This is a genomic window from Pseudomonas sp. RIT357, from assembly GCF_000632245.1.
Classification (GTDB): Bacteria; Pseudomonadota; Gammaproteobacteria; order Pseudomonadales; family Pseudomonadaceae; genus Aquipseudomonas; species Aquipseudomonas sivasensis.
The window spans coordinates 312357-331560 of record NZ_JFYX01000012.1; the positions used below are offsets into that span (position 1 = coordinate 312357).

The following is a 19204-nucleotide window of genomic DNA, read 5'->3' on the forward strand; positions in this document are numbered from 1 at the left end:
TCGGGGGCAAGCCCCCTCCCACATTGGATTGGGTTTGCAGGCTTAGATCCTTAGATCCAGCCGCTGCTCTGCATGGCCTTGTACACCGCCACGATCGCCAGGACAAAAAACGCCGTAGCCGCCAGTCGACGAATCAACGTCAGCGGCAGTTTCTCCGCCGCGAAATTCCCCGCCAGAACCACCGGTACGTTGGCAATCAACATGCCCAGAGTGGTGCCGATAATCACCAGCCACAGCTCCGGATATTGCGCGGCCAGCATCACCGTGGCGATCTGAGTCTTGTCACCGATTTCCGCCAGGAAGAATGCAATCAGCGTGGTCAGGAACGGCCCGAACTTGCGCGTGGTACTGGCTTCGTCATCGTCGAGTTTGTCTGGCACCAGGGTCCACAGCGCGGTGGCGCAGAAGCTGGCTGCGAGGATCCAGTGCAACACCGCATCCGAGAAGAAACTGCCAAACCAGGCCCCCACTGCGCCTGCAGCCGCATGGTTGGCCAGGGTCGCGGCGACGATGCCGGCGATGATTGGCCAAGGCTTGCGGAAGCGAGCAGCGAGAATGAGCGCGAGCAGTTGCGTCTTGTCGCCGATTTCGGCCAAGGCAACGATTGCGGTAGGAACGAGTAATGAATCCAGCATCAGGTAAGTTTCCAGGGGCGGGTCGACACGGCTATGACACGTACAGCCTTCCCGCCCCGGGTAAGGTGTGCGTGTCATAGGTCTTGTCAAACCCCGGTCCGTCTGTGCGGACTCCTGGGTCGCATACGCCATGGTCTGTTGACCAAGTATGTTGACGTATGCCGGACGAGCGTGGCGCTCGTGGGAGACTACTCCCCTAGGACGGAGCGGATTCTGCCTAGGCAAAATCCATTCGGCAAGCCTTCTTTTTCAAATAGCCATCAGCCGCGTTTGGCACGGTAGATGCGAAAACCATTGCCCTCGGCCTTGATCGCACACACGCCCAAATGCTCTTCAATCAGCGGTTGGTATTTCAGGAAACTGTTAGCTACCAAGCGAAGTTCGCCGCCTTTTGCCAAGTGTTTCGCTGCTTTTCGCAGCAGGTTCTCGGTGGCGAAATAATCGGTGTGCACACCGACATGGAACGGCGGGTTGCTCAAGATCGCATTCAGACCCATCGGTGCAGCATCGATGCCATCACCGGTGAGCACCTCGGCTTCCAGCCCATTGGCAGCGAGGGTCAAGCGGCTGCTGGCAGCGGCGAAGGCGTCCACGTCCAGCATCGTCACGCTGTTGTGCGGGTAGCGACGTTTCACCGCAGCCCCCAGCACGCCGGCGCCGCAACCAAAGTCCAACAGATGGCCACTCGGCAATTTGTCCAAATGCGCCAGCAACAACTCGGTGCCACGATCCAGGCGGCCATGGCTGAACACGCCCGGCAGGCTCACTACTTTGAGCGGACCTTCGGCCAGTGGCACTTCGAAGACTTGCGCCAGGCTCTCCAGTTCCACTGCTTGCGGCGCGTTGGCAACGGTGATTTGCCACAGCTGGCAATGCCGGGCGTTGTCGAGCTTGCGCGGCTTGCCGAAGGGGATCATCTGCTTGGCGGCACTTTCGATACCGCTTTTTTTCTCGCCGACCAAAAACAGCTCGGCGCCGGGCAGGCGTGCGGCCACGGCGTTGAGCAGGTAGTCAGTGAGGTCCTTGGACTTGGGCAGGAAAATCACCGCGGCGTCGAACTCACGCTCTGGCACATTCACGCCAAATTGGCTGCGGTCCGGGAAGCGTGCGTCGAGCGCCGCTTGGTCACCTGCATGCCAGCACCACCCATGGGCGTTGGGCAGGCGACCCAGCAGGTCGTCGGCGGGCAAGCCCACCAACAGCAGGTTGCCTTGAAAAAGTTCGGCCTGACGAAGCAGTACTTCACTGCGCGGATCCATGGTCTGCTCCTTGAAAAGGGGCGCAGTTTATCAACTGACGACGCGCAGCGGGGCGCCGCTGAAAAAGCCCAGGGCGTTTTCCGTCAGTTGGCCGACGATCCGCTGCCGCGCTTCGCGACTGCCCCAGGCATTGTGCGGTGTGACGATCAGCCGGGGAATGTCATCGGCCAGCAACGGGTTGCCGTTGACCGGTGGCTCCACGCTCAGCACATCGGTGGCCGCGCCGCCCAAGTGACCGCTGCGCAAGGCATCCGCCAGGGCCTGTTCGTTGATCAAGCCACCGCGCGCGGTGTTGACCACAAACGCGCCTGGCTTGAGCAGTGCGAGTTCGCGGGCGCCGATAAAGTCGCGAGTGTGCTCGTTGAGTGGGCAGTGGAGGGTGAGTGCGTCCACTTGGGCCAGCAGTTCATCCAGGGGCACGCGGTCGGCACGTGCAGGGCGCCCGGGAATGGCCCCAAGAATTACGCGCATGCCAAAAGCCTCGGCCAGCCGCGCCACGGCGCTGCCCAATTCACCATGGCCGAGCAAACCGAGGGTTTTGCCTTCAAGCTCGACGATGGGGTAGTCCAGCAGGCAGAACTGCTTGGCTTCTTGCCATTTGCCTGCGCTCACATCGCGCTGATAGTCCTTTACACGCGTCACCAGGTTGAGCAGCAGCATGATCGTATGCTGCGCCACTGAAGGCGTGCCGTAGCCCTGGCAATTGCTCACCGTGATGCCGTGGGCGCGGGCGGCGTCGAGGTCAACGTTGTTGGTGCCGGTGGCCGATACCAGGATCAGCTTGAGGTCCGGGCAGGCCGCCAGGGTTTCGGTGTTCAGGGCAATCTTGTTGCTGATAACTACTTGGACGCCTTGCAGGCGCGCAATCACATTCAGCGGCGTGGTATCAGAGTACAGCTGCAGGTCGCTGAAGCAGTCTCTCAGACCGCTGAGGTCGAGGTCCCCAAGGTCCAGGGACGGGTGATCAAGGAAGACGGCGCGGCGATTGTTCGTCATCAACTGTACCTTTTGCGACAGGGTTCGAAGGCGTAATCTGCCGAGCCTATCAGATGAAATAATCCGTTACTTAATGGAGTGAATATGTACGCCGCCGAGTTTTTGACCGTAGCCCTGATTCACCTGTTGGCGGTGGCCAGCCCCGGCCCGGATTTCGCGGTGGTGGTTCGCGAAAGTGTTACCCACGGCCGTCGCGCCGGGACTTGGACCGCGCTGGGTGTGGGCTCGGCGATTTTTCTGCACGTGGGCTATTCGTTGCTCGGTATCGGCCTGATCGTTTCCCAGTCCATCGTGTTGTTCAACGCCCTGAAATGGGCGGCGGCGGCCTACCTGCTGTACATCGGCTTCAAGGCCCTGCGCGCGCAACCGGCCAAGCCTGTCGCCGAGGGCGAGTTGCACCGTGAAGCGGGCGAGCGCACCCCGCGCGGCGCGTTTACCGCCGGTTTCGTGACCAATGGCTTGAATCCCAAGGCCACGCTGTTCTTCCTGTCGCTGTTCACCGTAGTGATCAACCCGCACACGCCGCTGGCGATCCAGGCCGGTTACGGTGTGTATCTGGCGGTGGCGACGGCGCTGTGGTTTTGCCTGGTGGCGATGTTGTTCAGCCAGCAGCGCGTGCGCGCAGGCTTTGCGCGGATGGGGCACTGGTTTGATCGGACCATGGGGGCGGTGTTGATTGCAATCGGCGTGAAACTGGCGTTCACGAGCATGAAGTAAACGCGGGTCTCAAGTGAGCACAATCGAATGTGGGGGCTTGCTCCCGATGGCGGTGGATCAGTCAATACATGTGTCGACTGAAACACCGCTATCGGGAGCAAGCCCCCTCCCACATTTGACCTCTAGTGTCCCTGGATAATGGCGCAAAGCTAGCATTCACTGGGGGCTGCAAATCATTCCTTTGGCTGATTTAGCTGAAACATAAGCGCTCTACAGTGCAGATCGTTCAGCCAAGACCGTGCAGTCATAAAAGGGATTCGTATGTTGCAGACCCGTGTTATTCCCCCCGCCGAAGGTGCGTACCAATATCCGCTGTTGATCAAGCGCCTGTTGATGTCCGGCGCCCGCTACGAAAAGACCCGGGAAATCGTCTACCGCGACAAGCTGCGTTACACCTACCCGACCCTGATCGAGCGGGTCGCGCGCTTGGCCAACGTGCTGACCGAAGCCGGGGTAAAGGCCGGTGATACCGTGGCAGTGATGGACTGGGACAGCCATCGTTACCTGGAATGCATGTTTGCTATCCCGATGATCGGCGCGGTGATCCACACCATCAACGTGCGCCTGTCGCCGGAACAGATTCTCTACACCATGAACCACGCCGAAGACCGCTTTGTGCTGGTCAACAGTGAGTTCGTGGGCTTGTACCAAGCCATCGCCGGGCAACTTACCACCGTCGACAAGACGCTGCTGCTCACTGACGGTGAATCAAAAACGGCCGAGCTGCCTAACCTGGTAGGCGAGTACGAAACCCTGTTGGCTGCCGCCAGCACCAAGTACGACTTTCAGGATTTCGACGAGCATTCCGTCGCGACCACGTTCTACACCACCGGCACCACCGGTAACCCCAAAGGCGTGTACTTCACCCACCGCCAATTGGTACTGCACACCATCGGGGTGTCGACCATCATGGGCTGCATCGACAGCGTGCGCCTGCTGGGCACCAACGACGTGTACATGCCGATCACGCCGATGTTTCATGTGCACGCCTGGGGGCTGCCGTATGTGGCGACCATGCTCGGCTTGAAACAGGTCTACCCCGGCCGCTACGACCCCGAATACCTGGTGGAGCTGTGGCGCAAGGAGAAGGTCACTTTCTCCCACTGCGTGCCGACCATCCTGCAAATGGTGCTCAACGCCAAGGCCGCCCAAGGCGTCGATTTTGGCGGTTGGAAAATCGTCATCGGTGGCAGCGCCCTCAATCGCACGTTGTATGAGGCGGCGAAGGCGCGTGGGATTCAGCTGACCGCTGCGTACGGCATGTCCGAGACCGGGCCGCTGGTGTCTTGCGCCCACCTCAACGAAGAACTACTTGCCGGCAGCGAAGACGAGCGCATCACCTACCGCATCAAGGCCGGCGTGCCAGGGCCGTTGGTGGACGCGGCAATCATCGACAGCGAGGGCAACTTCCTGCCCGCCGACGGCGAGTCCCAGGGCGAGCTGGTGCTGCGTGCGCCGTGGCTCAGCGAGGGCTATTTCAACGAGCCGCAGAAGGGCGCGGAGCTATGGGCCGGCGGCTGGATGCACACCGGCGATGTGGCCACGCTGGATGCATTTGGCGTGATCGATATCCGCGACCGCATCAAGGATGTGATCAAGACCGGCGGCGAGTGGATCTCCTCCCTGGCCCTTGAAGACCTGGTCAGCCGTCACCCGGCGGTACGCGAAGTAGCGGTGGTGGGCATCGCCGATCCGCAGTGGGGCGAGCGTCCGTTTGCGCTGCTGGTGGTGCATGATGGCCATGTGATAGGGGCCCGCGAGCTCAAGGAGCACCTCAAGCCTTTTGTCGAACTGGGCCATTTGAGCAAGTGGGCGATTCCGAGCCAGATCGCCGTTGTTACCGAAATTCCCAAGACCAGTGTCGGTAAGCTCGACAAAAAACGTATCCGTATTGACATCGTCGAGTGGCAGGCCAACAACAGTACCTTCCTGTCCACCCTCTGAGCTGATTTGCCGTGCCCTCGTGGCACGGCGATGCTCTATCTCGCGCCCTCACTTGTGATTTGCCAATTTTCAGCCATCCTTGCCGCGTCGGCCTTCGCCGACATGGCGAAAGGGCTGTGGCAGACGGGTTGGTGATGCAAATCACACTTTAGAGGGATCAAGCGGTACCCCCTGCTGGCTATAGTCCCACCCAGAGTTTTTCAAGGATGCGTCGCTTCGGGCCATGGAGGTTCAGTTGCCAGGCGGCATTGGAATCGTTGTATTCCGGCCGTTACAAGCATCACAGAAAGAACTCACTGCCATAACAATAATGCACATGGAGTAGCGTCGATGACCTCAGTAAACCAGTTCTGGCGCCGGGCAAGACTGCCCCTGGCCGTCAGTCTCGCCTCTACGCTCGCCGGGCCCGCATTCGGCGTCAGTTTCAATATCGGTGAAATCGAAGGGAGTTTTGACTCGTCGCTTTCGGTGGGGGCGAGTTGGTCGACAGCTAAGCCCAACCAGGATCTGATCGGCGCCAACAACGGTGGTAAAGGCCTGTCCCAGACCTCCGATGATGGACACTTGAACTTCAAGCGCGGTGAAACGTTCTCGAAGATCTTCAAGGGTATTCATGACCTGGAGTTGAAATACGGCGACACCGGTGTATTCGTGCGCGGCAAGTACTGGTATGACTTCGAACTCAAGGACGAGAGCCGTGAGTTCAAGGACATCAGCGACAACAACCGCAAAGAAGGCGCCAAGTCTTCTGGTGGTCAGATTCTTGATGCGTTCATCTACCACAACTACGCGATTGCAGATCAGCCGGGTAGCGTGCGGTTCGGTAAGCAGGTGGTGAGTTGGGGCGAAAGTACCTTCATCGGCGGCGGCATCAACTCCATCAACCCGATCGACGTGTCTGCGTTCCGTCGTCCGGGCGCCGAAATCAAGGAAGGCCTGATTCCGGTCAACATGTTCTATGTGTCGCAAACGCTGACCGATAACTTGTCGGCGGAAGCCTTTTATCAGTTGGAATGGGATCAGACCGTCACGGATAACTGCGGGACGTTCTTCTCACAGCCGGACATCGTGTCTGATGGCTGCAAAGACAATTTGAGGGTGCTGAATAAACGCTCCGCTGTCCCGGCGCAATTCTTGCCTGCGTTGGCAGCCCGAGGAGTTGATATCAACAATGAAGGTGTCTTGGTAAAACGCGGTCCTGATCGTGACGCACGTGACAGTGGTCAGTGGGGCGCCGCGATGCACTACAACTTCGAGCCGCTCGACACTGAGTTCGGTGCGTACTTCATGAACTATCACAGCCGGGCGCCGATTTTCAGTGCGCAAGGCGCTTCTCGGGCGGCGTTTGCCAGTGCTGCGCAAGTGGGGCAATTAGCGCCGCTGGTAGTCGCGGGTAACTCCAACTACTTCATCGAGTACCCAGAAGATATCCGTCTGTATGGCTTAAGCTTTTCCACCACCTTGCCTACCGGGACGGCCTGGAGCGGTGAGTTGAGCTATCGCCCGAACGCGCCGGTGCAGTTGAACTCCACTGACATTCTGTTTGCTGGCGTGAAGCCGCTTGGCGGCCCGGTTTTGGGTAATGCCTCCTTGCTCAACGGATCGCCAGGTCAGGATTTGCATGGCTATCGTCGTAAAGAGGTCAGTCAGTTCCAAACTACGTTTACCCACTTCTTCGACCAAGTCATGGGCGCCAGCCGTTTGACCCTGGTTGGTGAAGTAGGTGTCACCCATGTGGGTGGTCTGGAAAGCAAGTCGGACGTGCGCTACGGCCGTGACCCTGTCTTTGGCCCGGGCACACTTCCGAACAATGCCTGTAACGCGCTGAATACCTCCACCGCGCAAGGTGCTGGGCTTGCCAACGCCAACGGCTTGAGCACCAACTGCAACAACGATGGCTTCACCACTGCCACTTCCTGGGGCTATCGCGGTCGGGCTATCTGGGAATACCCGGACGTCTTCGCGGGTGTAAACCTTAAGCCAAACGTGGCCTGGTCCCATGACGTCAAGGGCTATGCTCCTGGCCCTGGCGCTAACTTCGAAGAGGGTCGCAAAGCCGTCAGCCTGGGGCTGGACGCCGAGTACCAGAACACCTACACCGCCAGCCTGGCTTACACCAACTTCTTTGGTGGCAAGTTCACGACGGTGAATGATCGCGACTTTGTCGCCCTCAGCCTCGGCGCGAACTTCTAAGCACACTGTATTTTCAGGAAGAACCAGAACATGAAAATAACCAAAAGTCTGTTGCACGTCGGTGTGCTTGGACTGTCGATCCTGGCGAGCAACGTCATGGCGGCAGTGTCGGCGGATGAAGCCGCCAAGCTGGGTACGAGCCTGACCCCGATGGGCGCTGAAATGGCCGGTAACGCGGCGGGCACTATCCCTAAGTGGTCGCCACTGCCTACCAACGCGGGTGCTGTGGATGCCAAAGGCTTCCTGGCCAACCCATACGCCAGTGAACAACCGCAATTCACCATCACCGCGCAGAACGTCGAGCAGTACAAAGACAAGCTGGCGCCGGGGCAGTACGCGATGTTCAAGCGTTACCCGGAAACCTTCAAGATGCCGGTCTACCCGACCCATCGCGGCGCTACCGTGCCGGCGGATGTGTTCGCCGCCATCAAGAAGAACGCCACCACCACCAACCTGGTGTCGGGCGGCAACGGCCTGGAAAACTTTGAAACCGCCGTACCGTTCCCGATCCCGAAAAGCGGCGTGGAAGTTATCTGGAACCACATCACTCGTTATCGCGGTGGCAGCGTGACCCGCCTGGTGACCCAGGCCACGCCGCAAACCAACGGTTCCTACAGCCTGGTGTACTTCCGCGACCAGTTCGTGTTCCGCGACAAGATGAAGGACTTCGATCCGAAAAACCCGGGCAACGTGCTGTTCTACTTCAAGCAGCAAGTGACCGCGCCGGCACGTCTGGCCGGTGGTGTGCTGCTGGTGCACGAAACCCTGGACCAAGTGAAGGAGCCGCGTTCGGCGTGGGTCTACAACGCCGGCCAGCGCCGTGTGCGCCGGGCGCCGCAAGTGTCCTATGACGGTCCGGGTACCGCCGCCGACGGCCTGCGTACCTCCGATAACCTCGACATGTACAACGGTGCGCCGGATCGCTACGACTGGAAACTGGAAGGTAAGAAGGAAATCTACATCGCCTCCAACAGCTACAAGATCGACGATCCGAAACTCAAGTACGCCGACATCATCAAGGCCGGCCACATCAACCAGGACCTGACGCGCTACGAGCTGCGCCGTGTCTGGCATGTGGTCGCCACTTTGAAAGAAGGTCAGCGCCACATCTATGCCAAGCGTGACTTCTTCATCGACGAAGACACCTGGCAAGCGGCAGTGATCGATCACTACGACGGTCGCGGCCAACTGTGGCGCGTCGCCGAGGCCCATGCCGAGAACTACTACGACAAACAGGTGCCGTGGTATGCCCTGGAAACCCTCTACGACCTGCAGTCCGGCCGCTACCTGGCTTTGGGCATGAAGAACGAAGAGAAGCAGGCCTATGATTTCGGCTTCACCGCCACGACCAGCGACTTCACCCCAGCGGCCCTGCGCCAGGACGGTGTTCGCTAAGCGGCACGAGTAACTCAATGTGGGAGGGGGCTTGCCCCCGATAGCGGTGTGACAGTCAGCACGCGTATTGACTGATCCGCCACTATCGGGAGCAAGCCCCCTCCCACTTTTTGTTTGTGGCGATATTTTTTGTCTCAGTTCTTTTTCAGGCAAATGTTGCAAAGATCTACAAAGCTGCTGCTTTTACCGCTAGTCTGCGGACATCTGCAATGCCGACAACAGCCTTCTACAAGAGCCCGGCGATGACTGATCTGTCCCGAATCCAAGGGCCTGCCAGTGCGGTAATCCCGACTCTGGAAGGTCGCTTCTACAGGCCTCCGCTGCCTGACGGCTATGTGCTGCGCCCCCGCCTGTGTGAACGGCTGAGCGCTGGTCTCGAAGGACGGTTGCTGCTGGTCAGCGCCCCGGCGGGGTTCGGTAAGAGTTCGCTGGCGGTGGAGTTCTGCCAGAGCCTGCCGGCCCACTGGCAAAGTCTATGGCTTGGGCTGAGCCCTCGGGACAACGACCCGGGGCGCTTCCTTGAGCGTCTGCTCGAGGGGTTGCAACACTACTTCCCCGCACTCGGCGCTCAATCCCTGGGCTTGCTGAAAATGCGCCAGCGTCACCAGCCCTTTGCCTTTGAAGAATGGCTCGATGGCCTGCTTGATGAGCTCGCGGTTCACCTGTCCACGCGCGCGCCATTGTTACTGGTACTGGATGACTATCATCTGGCCCAGGGGCCGGTGCTGGACCGTTGTCTTCAGTTTTTCCTCAACCATTTGCCGGATGGCCTGCTGGTATTGGTCACCAGTCGCCAGCGCCCTGACTGGCATCTGGCACGCTTGCGTCTGTCACGGCACTTGCTGGAGTTGCACGAGCAAGACCTGCGCCTGACCCATGCCGAATCTCAGGCGCTATTGGATCGCCACAGCAGTTCCCTGAGTGGTGAGGCCCTCGACAACCTGATCCGCCGCAGCGAAGGCTGGGTAGCCGGTTTGCGTTTCTGGTTGCTGGCGGCTTCCGAAGCCGGCAACGAAGACGCATTGCCGCAAAGCCTGCACGGTGGAGAAGGGCTGATCCGCGACTACCTGCTGGAGGAGGTGATCGATTGCTTGCCACCCGAAGTGCAGGCGTTCCTGTTCGACACTGCGCCCCAGGACCGTTTCTGCAGCGAACTGTGTGACGCCGTGCGCGAAGCTCATGACAGCGCCGAAATCCTGCGTTATCTGCAAGCGCACCAAGTGTTCCTGGTGCCCTTGGACGAGCAGGGCCACTGGTACCGCTATCATCATTTATTCTCCGACCTGCTGCGCACCCGCCGTGCGAGCAGCAATGTATTGCCAGCCGCCAGCCTGCACCTGCGCGCGTGTCGTTGGTTCAACGCCCAGGGTTTGATCGATGAGGCGGTGGAGCAGGCTTTACGCGCCGGGCACCTCGACGTGGCGGCCAACCTTGTGCAGAACCTGTCCGAAGAGCAACTGCTGGCCGAGCAGAATGTCGGCATGTTGCTGCGCTGGAAAATGGACTTGCCCGACAGCCTGCTGATCAGCACACCGCGCTTGATCGTGTTGTACAGCTGGGCATTGGGGCTGGCCTGCCAGTTGGATGCGGCGGAGGAATTGTCCGCGTACCTCAGTCGCTTCCTGCCGGCGCCCTCGGCCACTGCACAGCGCTCAATGCTGGCCCAATGGCTGGCGCTGAGCGGGATTATCGCTCGGGGCCGAGGTGATCGTGAATTGACTCAGCGCTATTGCAGTGAGGCGTTGGAAAGCCTGCCGCAACGGCGTTACGGCCAGCGCCTGGTGTGTCTGTCGACGCTGTCCAACTTGGCCATCGCCGATGGCGATTTGTGGCGCGCCCGTGGCCTGAACCGCGAATCCCTGGAACTGGCGCAGCGCGTCGGCAACCCTTTGTTCGAAGCCCTGGCCCATTACGACCGCGCGCGGGTATTGCAGGCCCGCGGTGAGATCCTGCGTGCCCTTGATGAAGTGCGTCAGGGCCTGCAACGTTTGCACGGTCTGGCGCCGCAGAGGCTGTATGCGGTGCGTGCGCGACTGTCGTTGTACGAAGGCTATTTGCTGTTAATGCGTAATCAACCTGACGCCGGTATCGCTCACCTGCGGGCGGGTCTGGCCGAGGCGCGCGCCTGTCGCGACATCAGCGTACTGATCGGCCATTGCGTGATCGCCAGCTTCGAAGGGCGGCGCAATGACTTTTCCAAAGCCTTCGCCGAACTCGCCGAAGCCGAACGCTTGATGCATATCTGGGACGTGCCGCCGATCTACTATCTGGCGATGATCACCCTGATCAAATGCGAGCTGTGGCTGGCCCAAGGCCGCACCGATCTGGCCGATGCCTGGTTGACGCGGCTGGGGCAGACTTACAACGGCGAGCATGCTGCCGCTGCGCCGGAATTCCACCCGCATTTGCCGCAACATATCGGGCTGCAACAAGCCGCCCTTGATGCCATTCGTCATCAACCCGACGCTGCTTTGCAACGGCTCGACGAACTGGCGCAACACGCTCATAGCTGTGGGCGGCAGATGATTGCACTGATGGCATTCGCCCAGCAGACGCAGTTGCTGCTGGAATGCGGTCAGGAAGCCAAGGCGCGGCCGGTACTGTCCCGAGCGCTTGAGGCTGGCGCCGGAGGGGCGTTGCAACCTTTCCAGAGGCTGCTGGAAAATCACCCGGACTGGATGCGCGAGCAACTCGGCAAGGATCCCCATGGCTTGCTGAATCAGAGCCTTCTGGCACTTCTGCCTACCGTTGCTGCAGTGCACGCGTCACCTAGTCATGAAAGTCTGAGCGCCCGGGAACTGGCAGTGCTGCAACTCATCGCCCAAGGTTGCTCCAACCAGGAGATCAGCAACCGACTGTTTATCTCCCTGCACACTGTCAAGACTCACGCCAGCCATATCAACAGCAAGCTCGGCGTGGAGCGACGCACCCAGGCGGTGGCGCGGGCACAGGAGTTGAGGTTGATTGGTTAGCGCTTGACCGTTTGCGGTGAGAGTTTTTGTGTGAGTAAGCTTCTTGTGGCGAGCGAGCTTGCTTGCGTTGGGCCGCGAAGCGGTCCCAGTCTGTTTTAATAGTGCAATTATCGTGGCGATACTGCCCAACCCCCCCAGTTAATTTGCACCAGAGGCCCGTTCATGGAAACCGCACAGCCACCCCTCATACGCGAAACCTTCCCTGTCGGTCCCCTGCAGTGCAACTGCACCATCATCGGCGATCCCATTACTAAAAAAGCCATTGTGGTCGACCCGGGCGGCAACCATGAATTGATCCTGGCCCGCCTGGACGCGCTGGGCCTCAAGGTGGTGAGCATCATCCATACCCACGCCCACCTCGATCACTTCCTGGCATCGGGTCAGTTGAAAGAGAAAACTGGCGCCACCTTGCACCTGCATAAGGAAGACCAGTTTCTGTGGGACAACCTGGAAATGCAGTGCCAGATGTTTCGCGTGCCTTATACCCCCGTGCCGTCGCCAGACCGTTGGCTGGAAGATGATGAAGAGTTAGCCTGCGGCTGTGGCGTTGCCTTGCATACTCCGGGTCACACGCCGGGCTCGATGAGTTTCTGGTTTGCCGACGCCAAGCTGCTGATCGCCGGCGATACGCTTTTCCGTCGTGGCGTGGGGCGTACAGATCTATGGGGTGGGGACCAGGCCACGATTGTGCGCTCGGTCAAACAGCGGCTTTATACGCTGGACGAGAGTGCCACGGTGGTCACCGGCCACGGACCGGACACGCGACTGGGCGATGAGATGCGCGAGAATCCATTTGTGCGGGCTTGAGGCGGTGAAAGCGGGCTGATGCATGTTTCATGAGGGGTAATCTGTTGTAGTAAAAACGCAGGTCGCGTTCAGGCTGGGTCTGCTACGTTTTCTACAGCGGTAATGCGGGCTAACGTTTCGTTACAGCTGCGCGAGTGTTCACGGAATTTTTGCCATTTGTCGTGTTCCAAACTCGGCAAAGGTCCATTGCCAATGTCCTCTGCACCACAGAATGCAAAAAGTAGGAGCTCTCTTCATGTTCACTCCGCGTCGTCTGCTTGTAGTCGCCACCGCCGTAGCCCTTTTGTCCGGCTGCGCTTCACCTAATCCTTATGACGGCAGCAGCCAGGGACAGGCGAATAATGAATCCAGCGGTATGAGCAAAACCGCCAAGTACGGTGGTCTCGGTGCTCTTGCCGGTGCGTTGGCCGGTGCTGCCATTGACCATAACAACCGTGGCAAGGGTGCGCTGATCGGTGCGGTGGTGGCGGGTGCTGGTGCCGCGGGTTATGGCTACTACGCCGACCAACAGGAAAAGAAACTGCGCGAGAGCATGGCCAACACTGGAGTTGAAGTTCAGCGCCAGGGTGACCAGATCAAGCTGATCATGCCGGGCAACATCACCTTCGCGACCAACTCGGATGCGATCTCCAGCAGCTTCTATCAGCCGCTGAACAACCTGGCCAACTCCCTCAAACAGTTCAACCAAAACACCATCCAGATTGTTGGCTACACCGACAGTACCGGTAGCCGCCAACTGAACATGGACCTGTCCCAGCGTCGTGCGCAGAGCGTGGCCAACTACTTGACCTCCCAAGGCGTCAACGGTGCAAACCTGAGTGCCCGTGGTGCCGGTCCGGATAACCCGATTGCCAGCAACGCCGACGTCAACGGTCGCGCTCAGAACCGTCGCGTGGAAGTTAACCTGGGCCCAATCCCTGGCCAGCAGTACGGCCAGCCGGGCACCCAGCAACAGGCGCCACAGCAGAACAACCAGTTCCAAGGCAACCCGTACTCGCAGTACCAGTAAACAACGGCTAATAAAAAGGGCGCCGTGCAGTCAATGCACGGCGCCCTTTTTTTTGGCTGTCGATTACATCAGTCGATGTATTCGAACACCTTCACGATTTTCTGCACGCCGGATACGCCCTGTACCAGGTTGGACGCACGGGTGGCTTCTGCCTGGGTCAGCAGGCCCATCAGGTAAACGATGCCGTTGTCCGTCACGACCTTGATGCGCGAGCCGGGGATCGCATTGTCGGTGAGCATCTGCGCTTTGATCTTGGTGGTCAGCAGCGCGTCATTACTGATGGCAAGCAGGGTGATCGGATCCATGACCTGCAATTCGTTGTGGACCTTCTTGACCCGCTGAACCGACGCAGCGGCCTGCTCGGCCTGGGCCTTGAGGTCGGCGCGCGGCGTTTGGCCTGCGAGCAGCACCACGCCGTTGAAGCTGGTTACGACGATACGCGACGCACCGTTGCCCAAGTCCGTTGCGGCTTTGGCGACGTTTACTTCGACCTTTGTTTCGATCAACGAGTCGTCAATCTTGCTGCCGAAGGTGCGGGTGCCCTTGTCATCCTGAATAGGGGTGTCACGTGTCGCAGTGATCGCCGTGCTGCAGCCGCTGATGCCGAGGCACAGCGTAATGGCCAAGAGGCCGAGGCGGTTAACGGTCATTCTTCACTCCCAAACAGTTGGCTGTCGATCAGATCGCACAGGCAGTGGATCGCCAGCAGGTGGACTTCCTGAATACGTGCGGTGACATTGGCCGGGACGCGAATTTCAACATCTTCGGGCAGTAACAGCGAGGCCATGCCGCCGCCATCGCGTCCGGTCAATGCTACGACAATCATTTCGCGATCATGTGCGGCCTGGATCGCTTGAATAATATTCGCCGAGTTGCCGCTGGTGGAAATCGCCAGCAGTACATCGCCTGGTTGGCCCAAGGCGCGGATCTGCTTGGAGAAGATTTCGTTGTAGCTGTAGTCATTGGCTATCGAGGTGATCGTCGACGAATCGGTGGTCAAGGCGATAGCCGGCAGGCTCGGACGCTCCCGCTCGAAGCGGTTGAGCAATTCGGACGAGAAATGCTGGGCATCGCCGGCCGAACCGCCGTTGCCGCACGAAAGCATTTTGCGTTCGGTGAGCAAGGCATTAACCATGACCTGACTGGCTTGCTCGATGTGCGGTGCAAGTACGTCCATCGCCTGTTGCTTGGTGTCGATGCTGGCCTGGAAAAGCTGGCGAATTCGGGATTGCATGTCCATCTGTGTGACCTTAATTAGCGCGGCTATTTGGCACAGGAATGTGCAGCCCGCAAAGCAAAGAGCAAAAGTGTGTGGTGAAGATGTCCGGCGAATCAGCTGTCGAAGGCATCTTTGAGCCAGTTCAGATCAGCCTTGCCTGACGGTGTGCTTTCTATGGCAACCACGTCGAAACGGCAGGGGGAGTTGGCCCAGCGATGCTCTTTTTGCAGGAAAAACTGCGCGGCGAGTATCAGCTTCTGACGCTTGCGCCCGTCGATACTTGCGAGCGCGCCACCCCATTGTGCGTGTTTTCTGTAGCGGACTTCGACGAATACTACTGTATCGCCGTCAAGCATGACCAGATCAAGCTCGCCGCGTTTACACAACCAGTTCTGCGCCAGCAGGCGCAGGCCTTGTTTTTGCAAGTGTTGCAGAGCTTGAAGTTCGGCATCCTTGCCGCTTTGCGCACTGGACCTCTCGGGCATCAGCGCGGGGTGTCCGGCAGGCGTTGGATCTCGCCACCGACGAACTTCGCCCATGGCATCTGGCGATCAACGCGCTGGTTGGCGCTGATACCCAGGTTGCCCGAAAGGCCGTCAACCCGTGTGTCCGGCAGGGCCTTGAGCTGGCCCAGGCGTGGCGCGAGGCGGTAGGCGTCGACACCCATTGCATACAGGCGGCCCAGGCTACCGTTGGCTTGTGGCCATTGCGCCGCAACCTGGTTGCGCAGCGGGTCAGTGGTGTTGAGCAGCCAAGGCGTTTCGCAGAACATCACATTGGTCATGTCCAGGTACTGGTTGCGGTCACCGCTGGCGCTGAAAACGTGGGACGTTGCGTAGACCGGTACATCACCGGCGTACTGGAAGTTCAGGGTCGGCTTGATCTGCTGGGCCAGTTGCGGAGTGACGGCCAGGAAGATGAATTCGATGTCCTGGCGACGCGACGGTTGTGCCGCTACGTCAGTACCAACGGTGCTTTGCAGGCTCTTGGCGCGGCCTTCGCTTTTACGCAGTTGGAACAGATCGGCAATCTGCTGGGCCAGGGCGACCGGCTGGTCGACATACTCGACCCCCATGACGGTGCCGCCGTTGGCTTCCCAATCCTGGCGGAACGCTTTGTAGACGCGCTCACCCCATTCGCCACGGGGCACCATCGCGGCAGCGCGATGCAGGCCGTCGGCACGGGCACGGCGCGAGACTTCGCGAGCTTCGTCTTCAGCGGCCAGGCCGAACTGGAACAATTGCGCTGGACCTTGATCGGTTTCGCTGTAGTTCAGTGCCAGGGTGGTGATCGGCAGTTGCGGGCGCGCACTGAGCTGCTTGACCAGCGGCTTCTCCAGTGGGCCGACGACTAATTGCACGCCGGCAGCCTGGGCCTTGGCGTAGAAGTCGTCGATGGAAGTCAGGCGCGAGCTGTCATAGAACTCGATCACCGGGGGCTTCTGCCCGGCTTGTTCAGCCTGGTAGTGAGCGGCCATGAAGCCTTCGCGCAGTGCCTTGCCCACGGAAGCCAGGGGGCCCTCTTGGGGCAGTAGCAGGGCAATCTTGCTCAAGGGCTGGCTTGCGAGTTCCTTGAGCTTGGTCAGCGGTGTTGGCAACTGCACGGCAGCCGGGTGGCCGGGGTTCTGCGCGCGCCAGGTGTCGATAGCGGCTTGTTGTTGCTCCAGCGTGCCGGCGCTCTTGACCGCCTGGGCCAAGGTGATCCAGCCGTCCAGGGTCGGGTTGCCACTGGCTTGCAGTTGTTCGGCAGGTAGTGCGGCAATCAAAGTCCAGATGGCTTCGTGATTGCTTTGGGCTGCATCGCCAGTGAGCAGTGGCGCCATGGCGACACGCTCGCGGGCTGCGTTGAGGGTTTGGCCATCAGCCTCATAAGCACGAGCATGCACGGTACCTGTGCGGATCTGCTGTTCAGTCGGCAGGTCCTTCAGACTTTGCAGGCTAGCGTGGTTCAAGGCAGTCAGCGCAGCCTTCGGCTGGTTGCGTGCCATGGCCAGCTCGGCGGCCAGGGTGCTGGCGAACACTTGTGCTGCCGGCTTGAGGGCGTCCAGGGGCACTTGGGCAAGAATTTGCGACGAGCGGCCAGGGTCGTTTTGTTTATAAGCCATGTCTGCCGCACTCAGGCGCAGCAATGCGGCCTTTTCTGGCGTCTTGGCGGTGGTTGCCTGTTCGAGCAGTTGCTCGATACTGGCATCCGGGGTCCGTGGAAGTTCGCCAAGGCTGGACGAGGGCGAGCTGGCGCAAGCCGCCAGTAAGGCAGCGAGGCAGAGGGCAGAGAGCAGCCGCAGGCAAGCGATCATGTAAGTGTTCCTGATACCGATCAAATTAGCGTGGAATTGTACCCAAGCACTGGCCCAGGCGCGATGTTACTGGTGTGAAACCGTCGATTTAGGTCGTGCAAATGTTGGTATTGGGCTGTTGTAGGCAATCGGCGGCGGAAACGGCATCGACCGTGATGGCATATTTTCAAAGCATCTACGCGCTACAATGCGGCTTTTGCCAACCATCGAGGTGTGCGTTTTGACTGCTCCAGGTCCTTTGAATTCCACTGCAGGCTCGCTTTTTGTCGTGGCGACGCCCATTGGCAACCTGGACGACATCAGTGCCCGGGCGCTGAAAGTGTTGCGCGAGGTTAAATTGATCGCGGCAGAAGACACGCGGCACTCCCAGCGGTTGATGCAGCATTTTGGTATCAGCACGCCATTAGCCGCCTGTCACGAGCACAACGAGCGCGAAGAAGGCAGCCGCTTTATCGTGCGCCTGCTGGCCGGTGACGATGTGGCGCTGATCTCCGACGCGGGAACGCCGCTGATTTCTGATCCGGGTTACCACTTGGTTCGCCAGGCGCGGGCCGCTGGTATCAATGTAGTGCCTGTTCCGGGTGCGTGCGCGCTGATTGCTGCATTGTCGGCTGCGGGGCTGCCTTCAGATCGGTTTATTTTCGAAGGTTTTTTGCCGGCCAAAGCAGTGGGGCGTCGTGCGCGTCTTGAGGCGGTAAAGGAAGAGCCGCGTACTTTGATCTTCTACGAAGCGCCGCACCGCATCCTTGAATGTCTGCAAGATATGGAATTGGTGTTTGGCGGCGAGCGCCTGGCATTGTTGGCGCGAGAACTGACTAAAACATTCGAAACCCTCAAGGGGCTGCCGCTGGAGGAGTTGCGTGCATTTGTCGAGGGCGACAGCAATCAACAGCGTGGCGAGTGTGTGGTGCTGGTGGCGGGCTGGACGGCGCCGGAGGCCGAAGATGCGGTCGGCAGCGAGGCCATGCGTATTCTTGACCTGCTCCTCAAGGAGATGCCCCTCAAGCGCGCCGCGGCCCTGGCTGCAGAAATTACCGGTCTGCGCAAGAATGTGTTGTATCAAATTGCGCTGGATAAACAGAAAGCTGAATAGTTCCGGGGTTAAACCGGTATTCCGTCTGAACGTGATGGCCTTGGTGACTATTATTACTTGTCCTGAGGCCGCCATGCCGTTAACCTGCGCGGCGGAGAGTCGATTGGACAGTCGCTGCCTTCTATGAAAATTAGGGGGGGGAGGAAAGTCCGGGCTCCATAGGGCGAAGTGCCAGGTAATGCCTGGGAGGCGTGAGCCTACGGAAAGTGCCACAGAAAATAACCGCCTAAGTACTTCGGTACCGGTAAGGGTGAAAAGGTGCGGTAAGAGCGCACCGCACGACTGGCAACAGTTCGTGGCTAGGTAAACCCCACTTGGAGCAAGACCAAATAGGGTCCCAAGGCGTGGCCCGCGCTGGGACCGGGTAGGTTGCTAAAGATGTCCAGTGATGGCCATCGTAGACGAATGACTGTTCAAGACAGAACCCGGCTTACAGATCGACTCTCCACCTTTTTCCTTCTGCCCGAGTCTCGGGCAGAAAACCGGTAATAACGCAAGAATCCTTCCCTGCCAAATCATTGGCAGATGCATCTTCGTAATACCAAAAAAATCTTACTCTTAATAAATTACTTTAACTTTAAGTCGTAGCTCTTTGAGCTATTTGCCCTTATTGGGTCAAAAATACCGCCGAACTCTGGTTTCTCCTGCTTTTACGCTCCTAAATCTCCG

The 19204-nt window shown here is 59.3% G+C and carries 15 protein-coding genes, 1 other RNA gene and 1 riboswitch; of the genes, 9 read left to right on the plus strand and 7 right to left on the minus strand.

Going from position 1 to position 19204, the window contains the following annotated elements; all coding sequences use genetic code 11:
• Positions 1-50: 50 nt before the first annotated feature.
• The 3 genes from BW43_RS16605 to BW43_RS16595 all read right to left on the minus strand — a co-directional run bounded on the left by BW43_RS16605 (position 51) and on the right by BW43_RS16595 (position 2890).
• Positions 51-635, minus strand: coding sequence for a TMEM165/GDT1 family protein (locus BW43_RS16605; protein WP_005784895.1), 585 nt, complete (start codon positions 633-635; stop codon positions 51-53).
• Between the two features lie 89 nt (positions 636-724).
• A riboswitch (yybP-ykoY riboswitch) is annotated at positions 725-844 on the minus strand.
• Positions 845-895: 51 nt separating this feature from the next.
• A complete protein-coding gene (locus BW43_RS16600; protein ID WP_032886303.1) occupies positions 896-1894 on the minus strand; it encodes a class I SAM-dependent methyltransferase in 999 nt (332 codons plus the stop codon).
• A 30-nt stretch (positions 1895-1924) separates the two neighbouring features.
• Positions 1925-2890 (minus strand): 2-hydroxyacid dehydrogenase, encoded by a 966-nt coding sequence (locus tag BW43_RS16595; RefSeq protein ID WP_032886304.1) that lies wholly within the window; start codon positions 2888-2890, stop codon positions 1925-1927.
• Positions 2891-2974: 84 nt separating this feature from the next.
• Between BW43_RS16595 and BW43_RS16590 the strand changes: the two genes are divergently transcribed.
• From BW43_RS16590 to BW43_RS16560, 7 genes are all read left to right on the plus strand, one after another.
• Entirely contained in the window at positions 2975-3607 is a 633-nt protein-coding gene (locus tag BW43_RS16590; protein ID WP_016978297.1) for a LysE family translocator, read from the plus strand.
• A gap of 261 nt (positions 3608-3868) precedes the next feature.
• A complete protein-coding gene (locus BW43_RS16585) occupies positions 3869-5551 on the plus strand; it encodes a fatty acid--CoA ligase (RefSeq protein WP_032886305.1) in 1683 nt (560 codons plus the stop codon).
• Positions 5552-5881: 330 nt separating this feature from the next.
• A complete protein-coding gene (locus BW43_RS16580; RefSeq protein WP_032886306.1) occupies positions 5882-7744 on the plus strand; it encodes a DUF1302 domain-containing protein in 1863 nt (620 codons plus the stop codon).
• A gap of 30 nt (positions 7745-7774) precedes the next feature.
• Positions 7775-9139, plus strand: coding sequence for a DUF1329 domain-containing protein (locus BW43_RS16575; protein WP_032886307.1), 1365 nt, complete (start codon positions 7775-7777; stop codon positions 9137-9139).
• 242 nt (positions 9140-9381) lie between these two features.
• A complete protein-coding gene (locus BW43_RS16570) occupies positions 9382-12111 on the plus strand; it encodes a LuxR C-terminal-related transcriptional regulator (protein WP_032886308.1) in 2730 nt (909 codons plus the stop codon).
• A 162-nt stretch (positions 12112-12273) separates the two neighbouring features.
• Complete coding sequence (locus BW43_RS16565; RefSeq protein WP_032886309.1) at positions 12274-12918, plus strand: MBL fold metallo-hydrolase; 645 nt, start codon at positions 12274-12276, stop codon at positions 12916-12918.
• Between the two features lie 235 nt (positions 12919-13153).
• Entirely contained in the window at positions 13154-13927 is a 774-nt protein-coding gene (locus BW43_RS16560) for an OmpA family lipoprotein (protein WP_032886310.1), read from the plus strand.
• A gap of 68 nt (positions 13928-13995) precedes the next feature.
• On the opposite strand, the gene BW43_RS16555 is transcribed toward BW43_RS16560, so the two are convergent.
• The 4 genes from BW43_RS16555 to BW43_RS16540 form a co-directional block, all read right to left on the minus strand.
• The gene (locus tag BW43_RS16555; RefSeq protein ID WP_032886311.1) at positions 13996-14577 is read right to left on the minus strand and encodes a BON domain-containing protein; all 582 of its coding nucleotides are present in this window, start codon (positions 14575-14577) and stop codon (positions 13996-13998) included.
• Complete coding sequence (locus BW43_RS16550) at positions 14574-15167, minus strand: phosphoheptose isomerase (protein WP_032886312.1); 594 nt, start codon at positions 15165-15167, stop codon at positions 14574-14576. Before BW43_RS16550 ends, BW43_RS16555 begins: the two co-directional genes overlap by 4 nt.
• 92 nt (positions 15168-15259) lie before the next feature.
• Positions 15260-15631 (minus strand): YraN family protein, encoded by a 372-nt coding sequence (locus tag BW43_RS16545; RefSeq protein ID WP_032886313.1) that lies wholly within the window; start codon positions 15629-15631, stop codon positions 15260-15262.
• Entirely contained in the window at positions 15631-17442 is a 1812-nt protein-coding gene (locus tag BW43_RS16540; protein ID WP_032886314.1) for a penicillin-binding protein activator, read from the minus strand. The genes BW43_RS16545 and BW43_RS16540 overlap by 1 nt, the downstream gene beginning before the upstream one ends.
• 187 nt (positions 17443-17629) lie before the next feature.
• Here BW43_RS16540 and rsmI point away from each other — a divergent pair, with 187 nt between their 5' ends.
• Positions 17630-18535: a 16S rRNA (cytidine(1402)-2'-O)-methyltransferase gene (rsmI, locus tag BW43_RS16535; protein ID WP_177326427.1), complete on the plus strand. Its 906-nt coding sequence runs from the start codon at positions 17630-17632 to the stop codon at positions 18533-18535.
• Between the two features lie 95 nt (positions 18536-18630).
• An RNA gene (gene rnpB / locus BW43_RS27960) (RNase P RNA component class A) lies at positions 18631-18984 on the plus strand.
• The last annotated feature ends 220 nt before the right edge of the window (positions 18985-19204 follow it).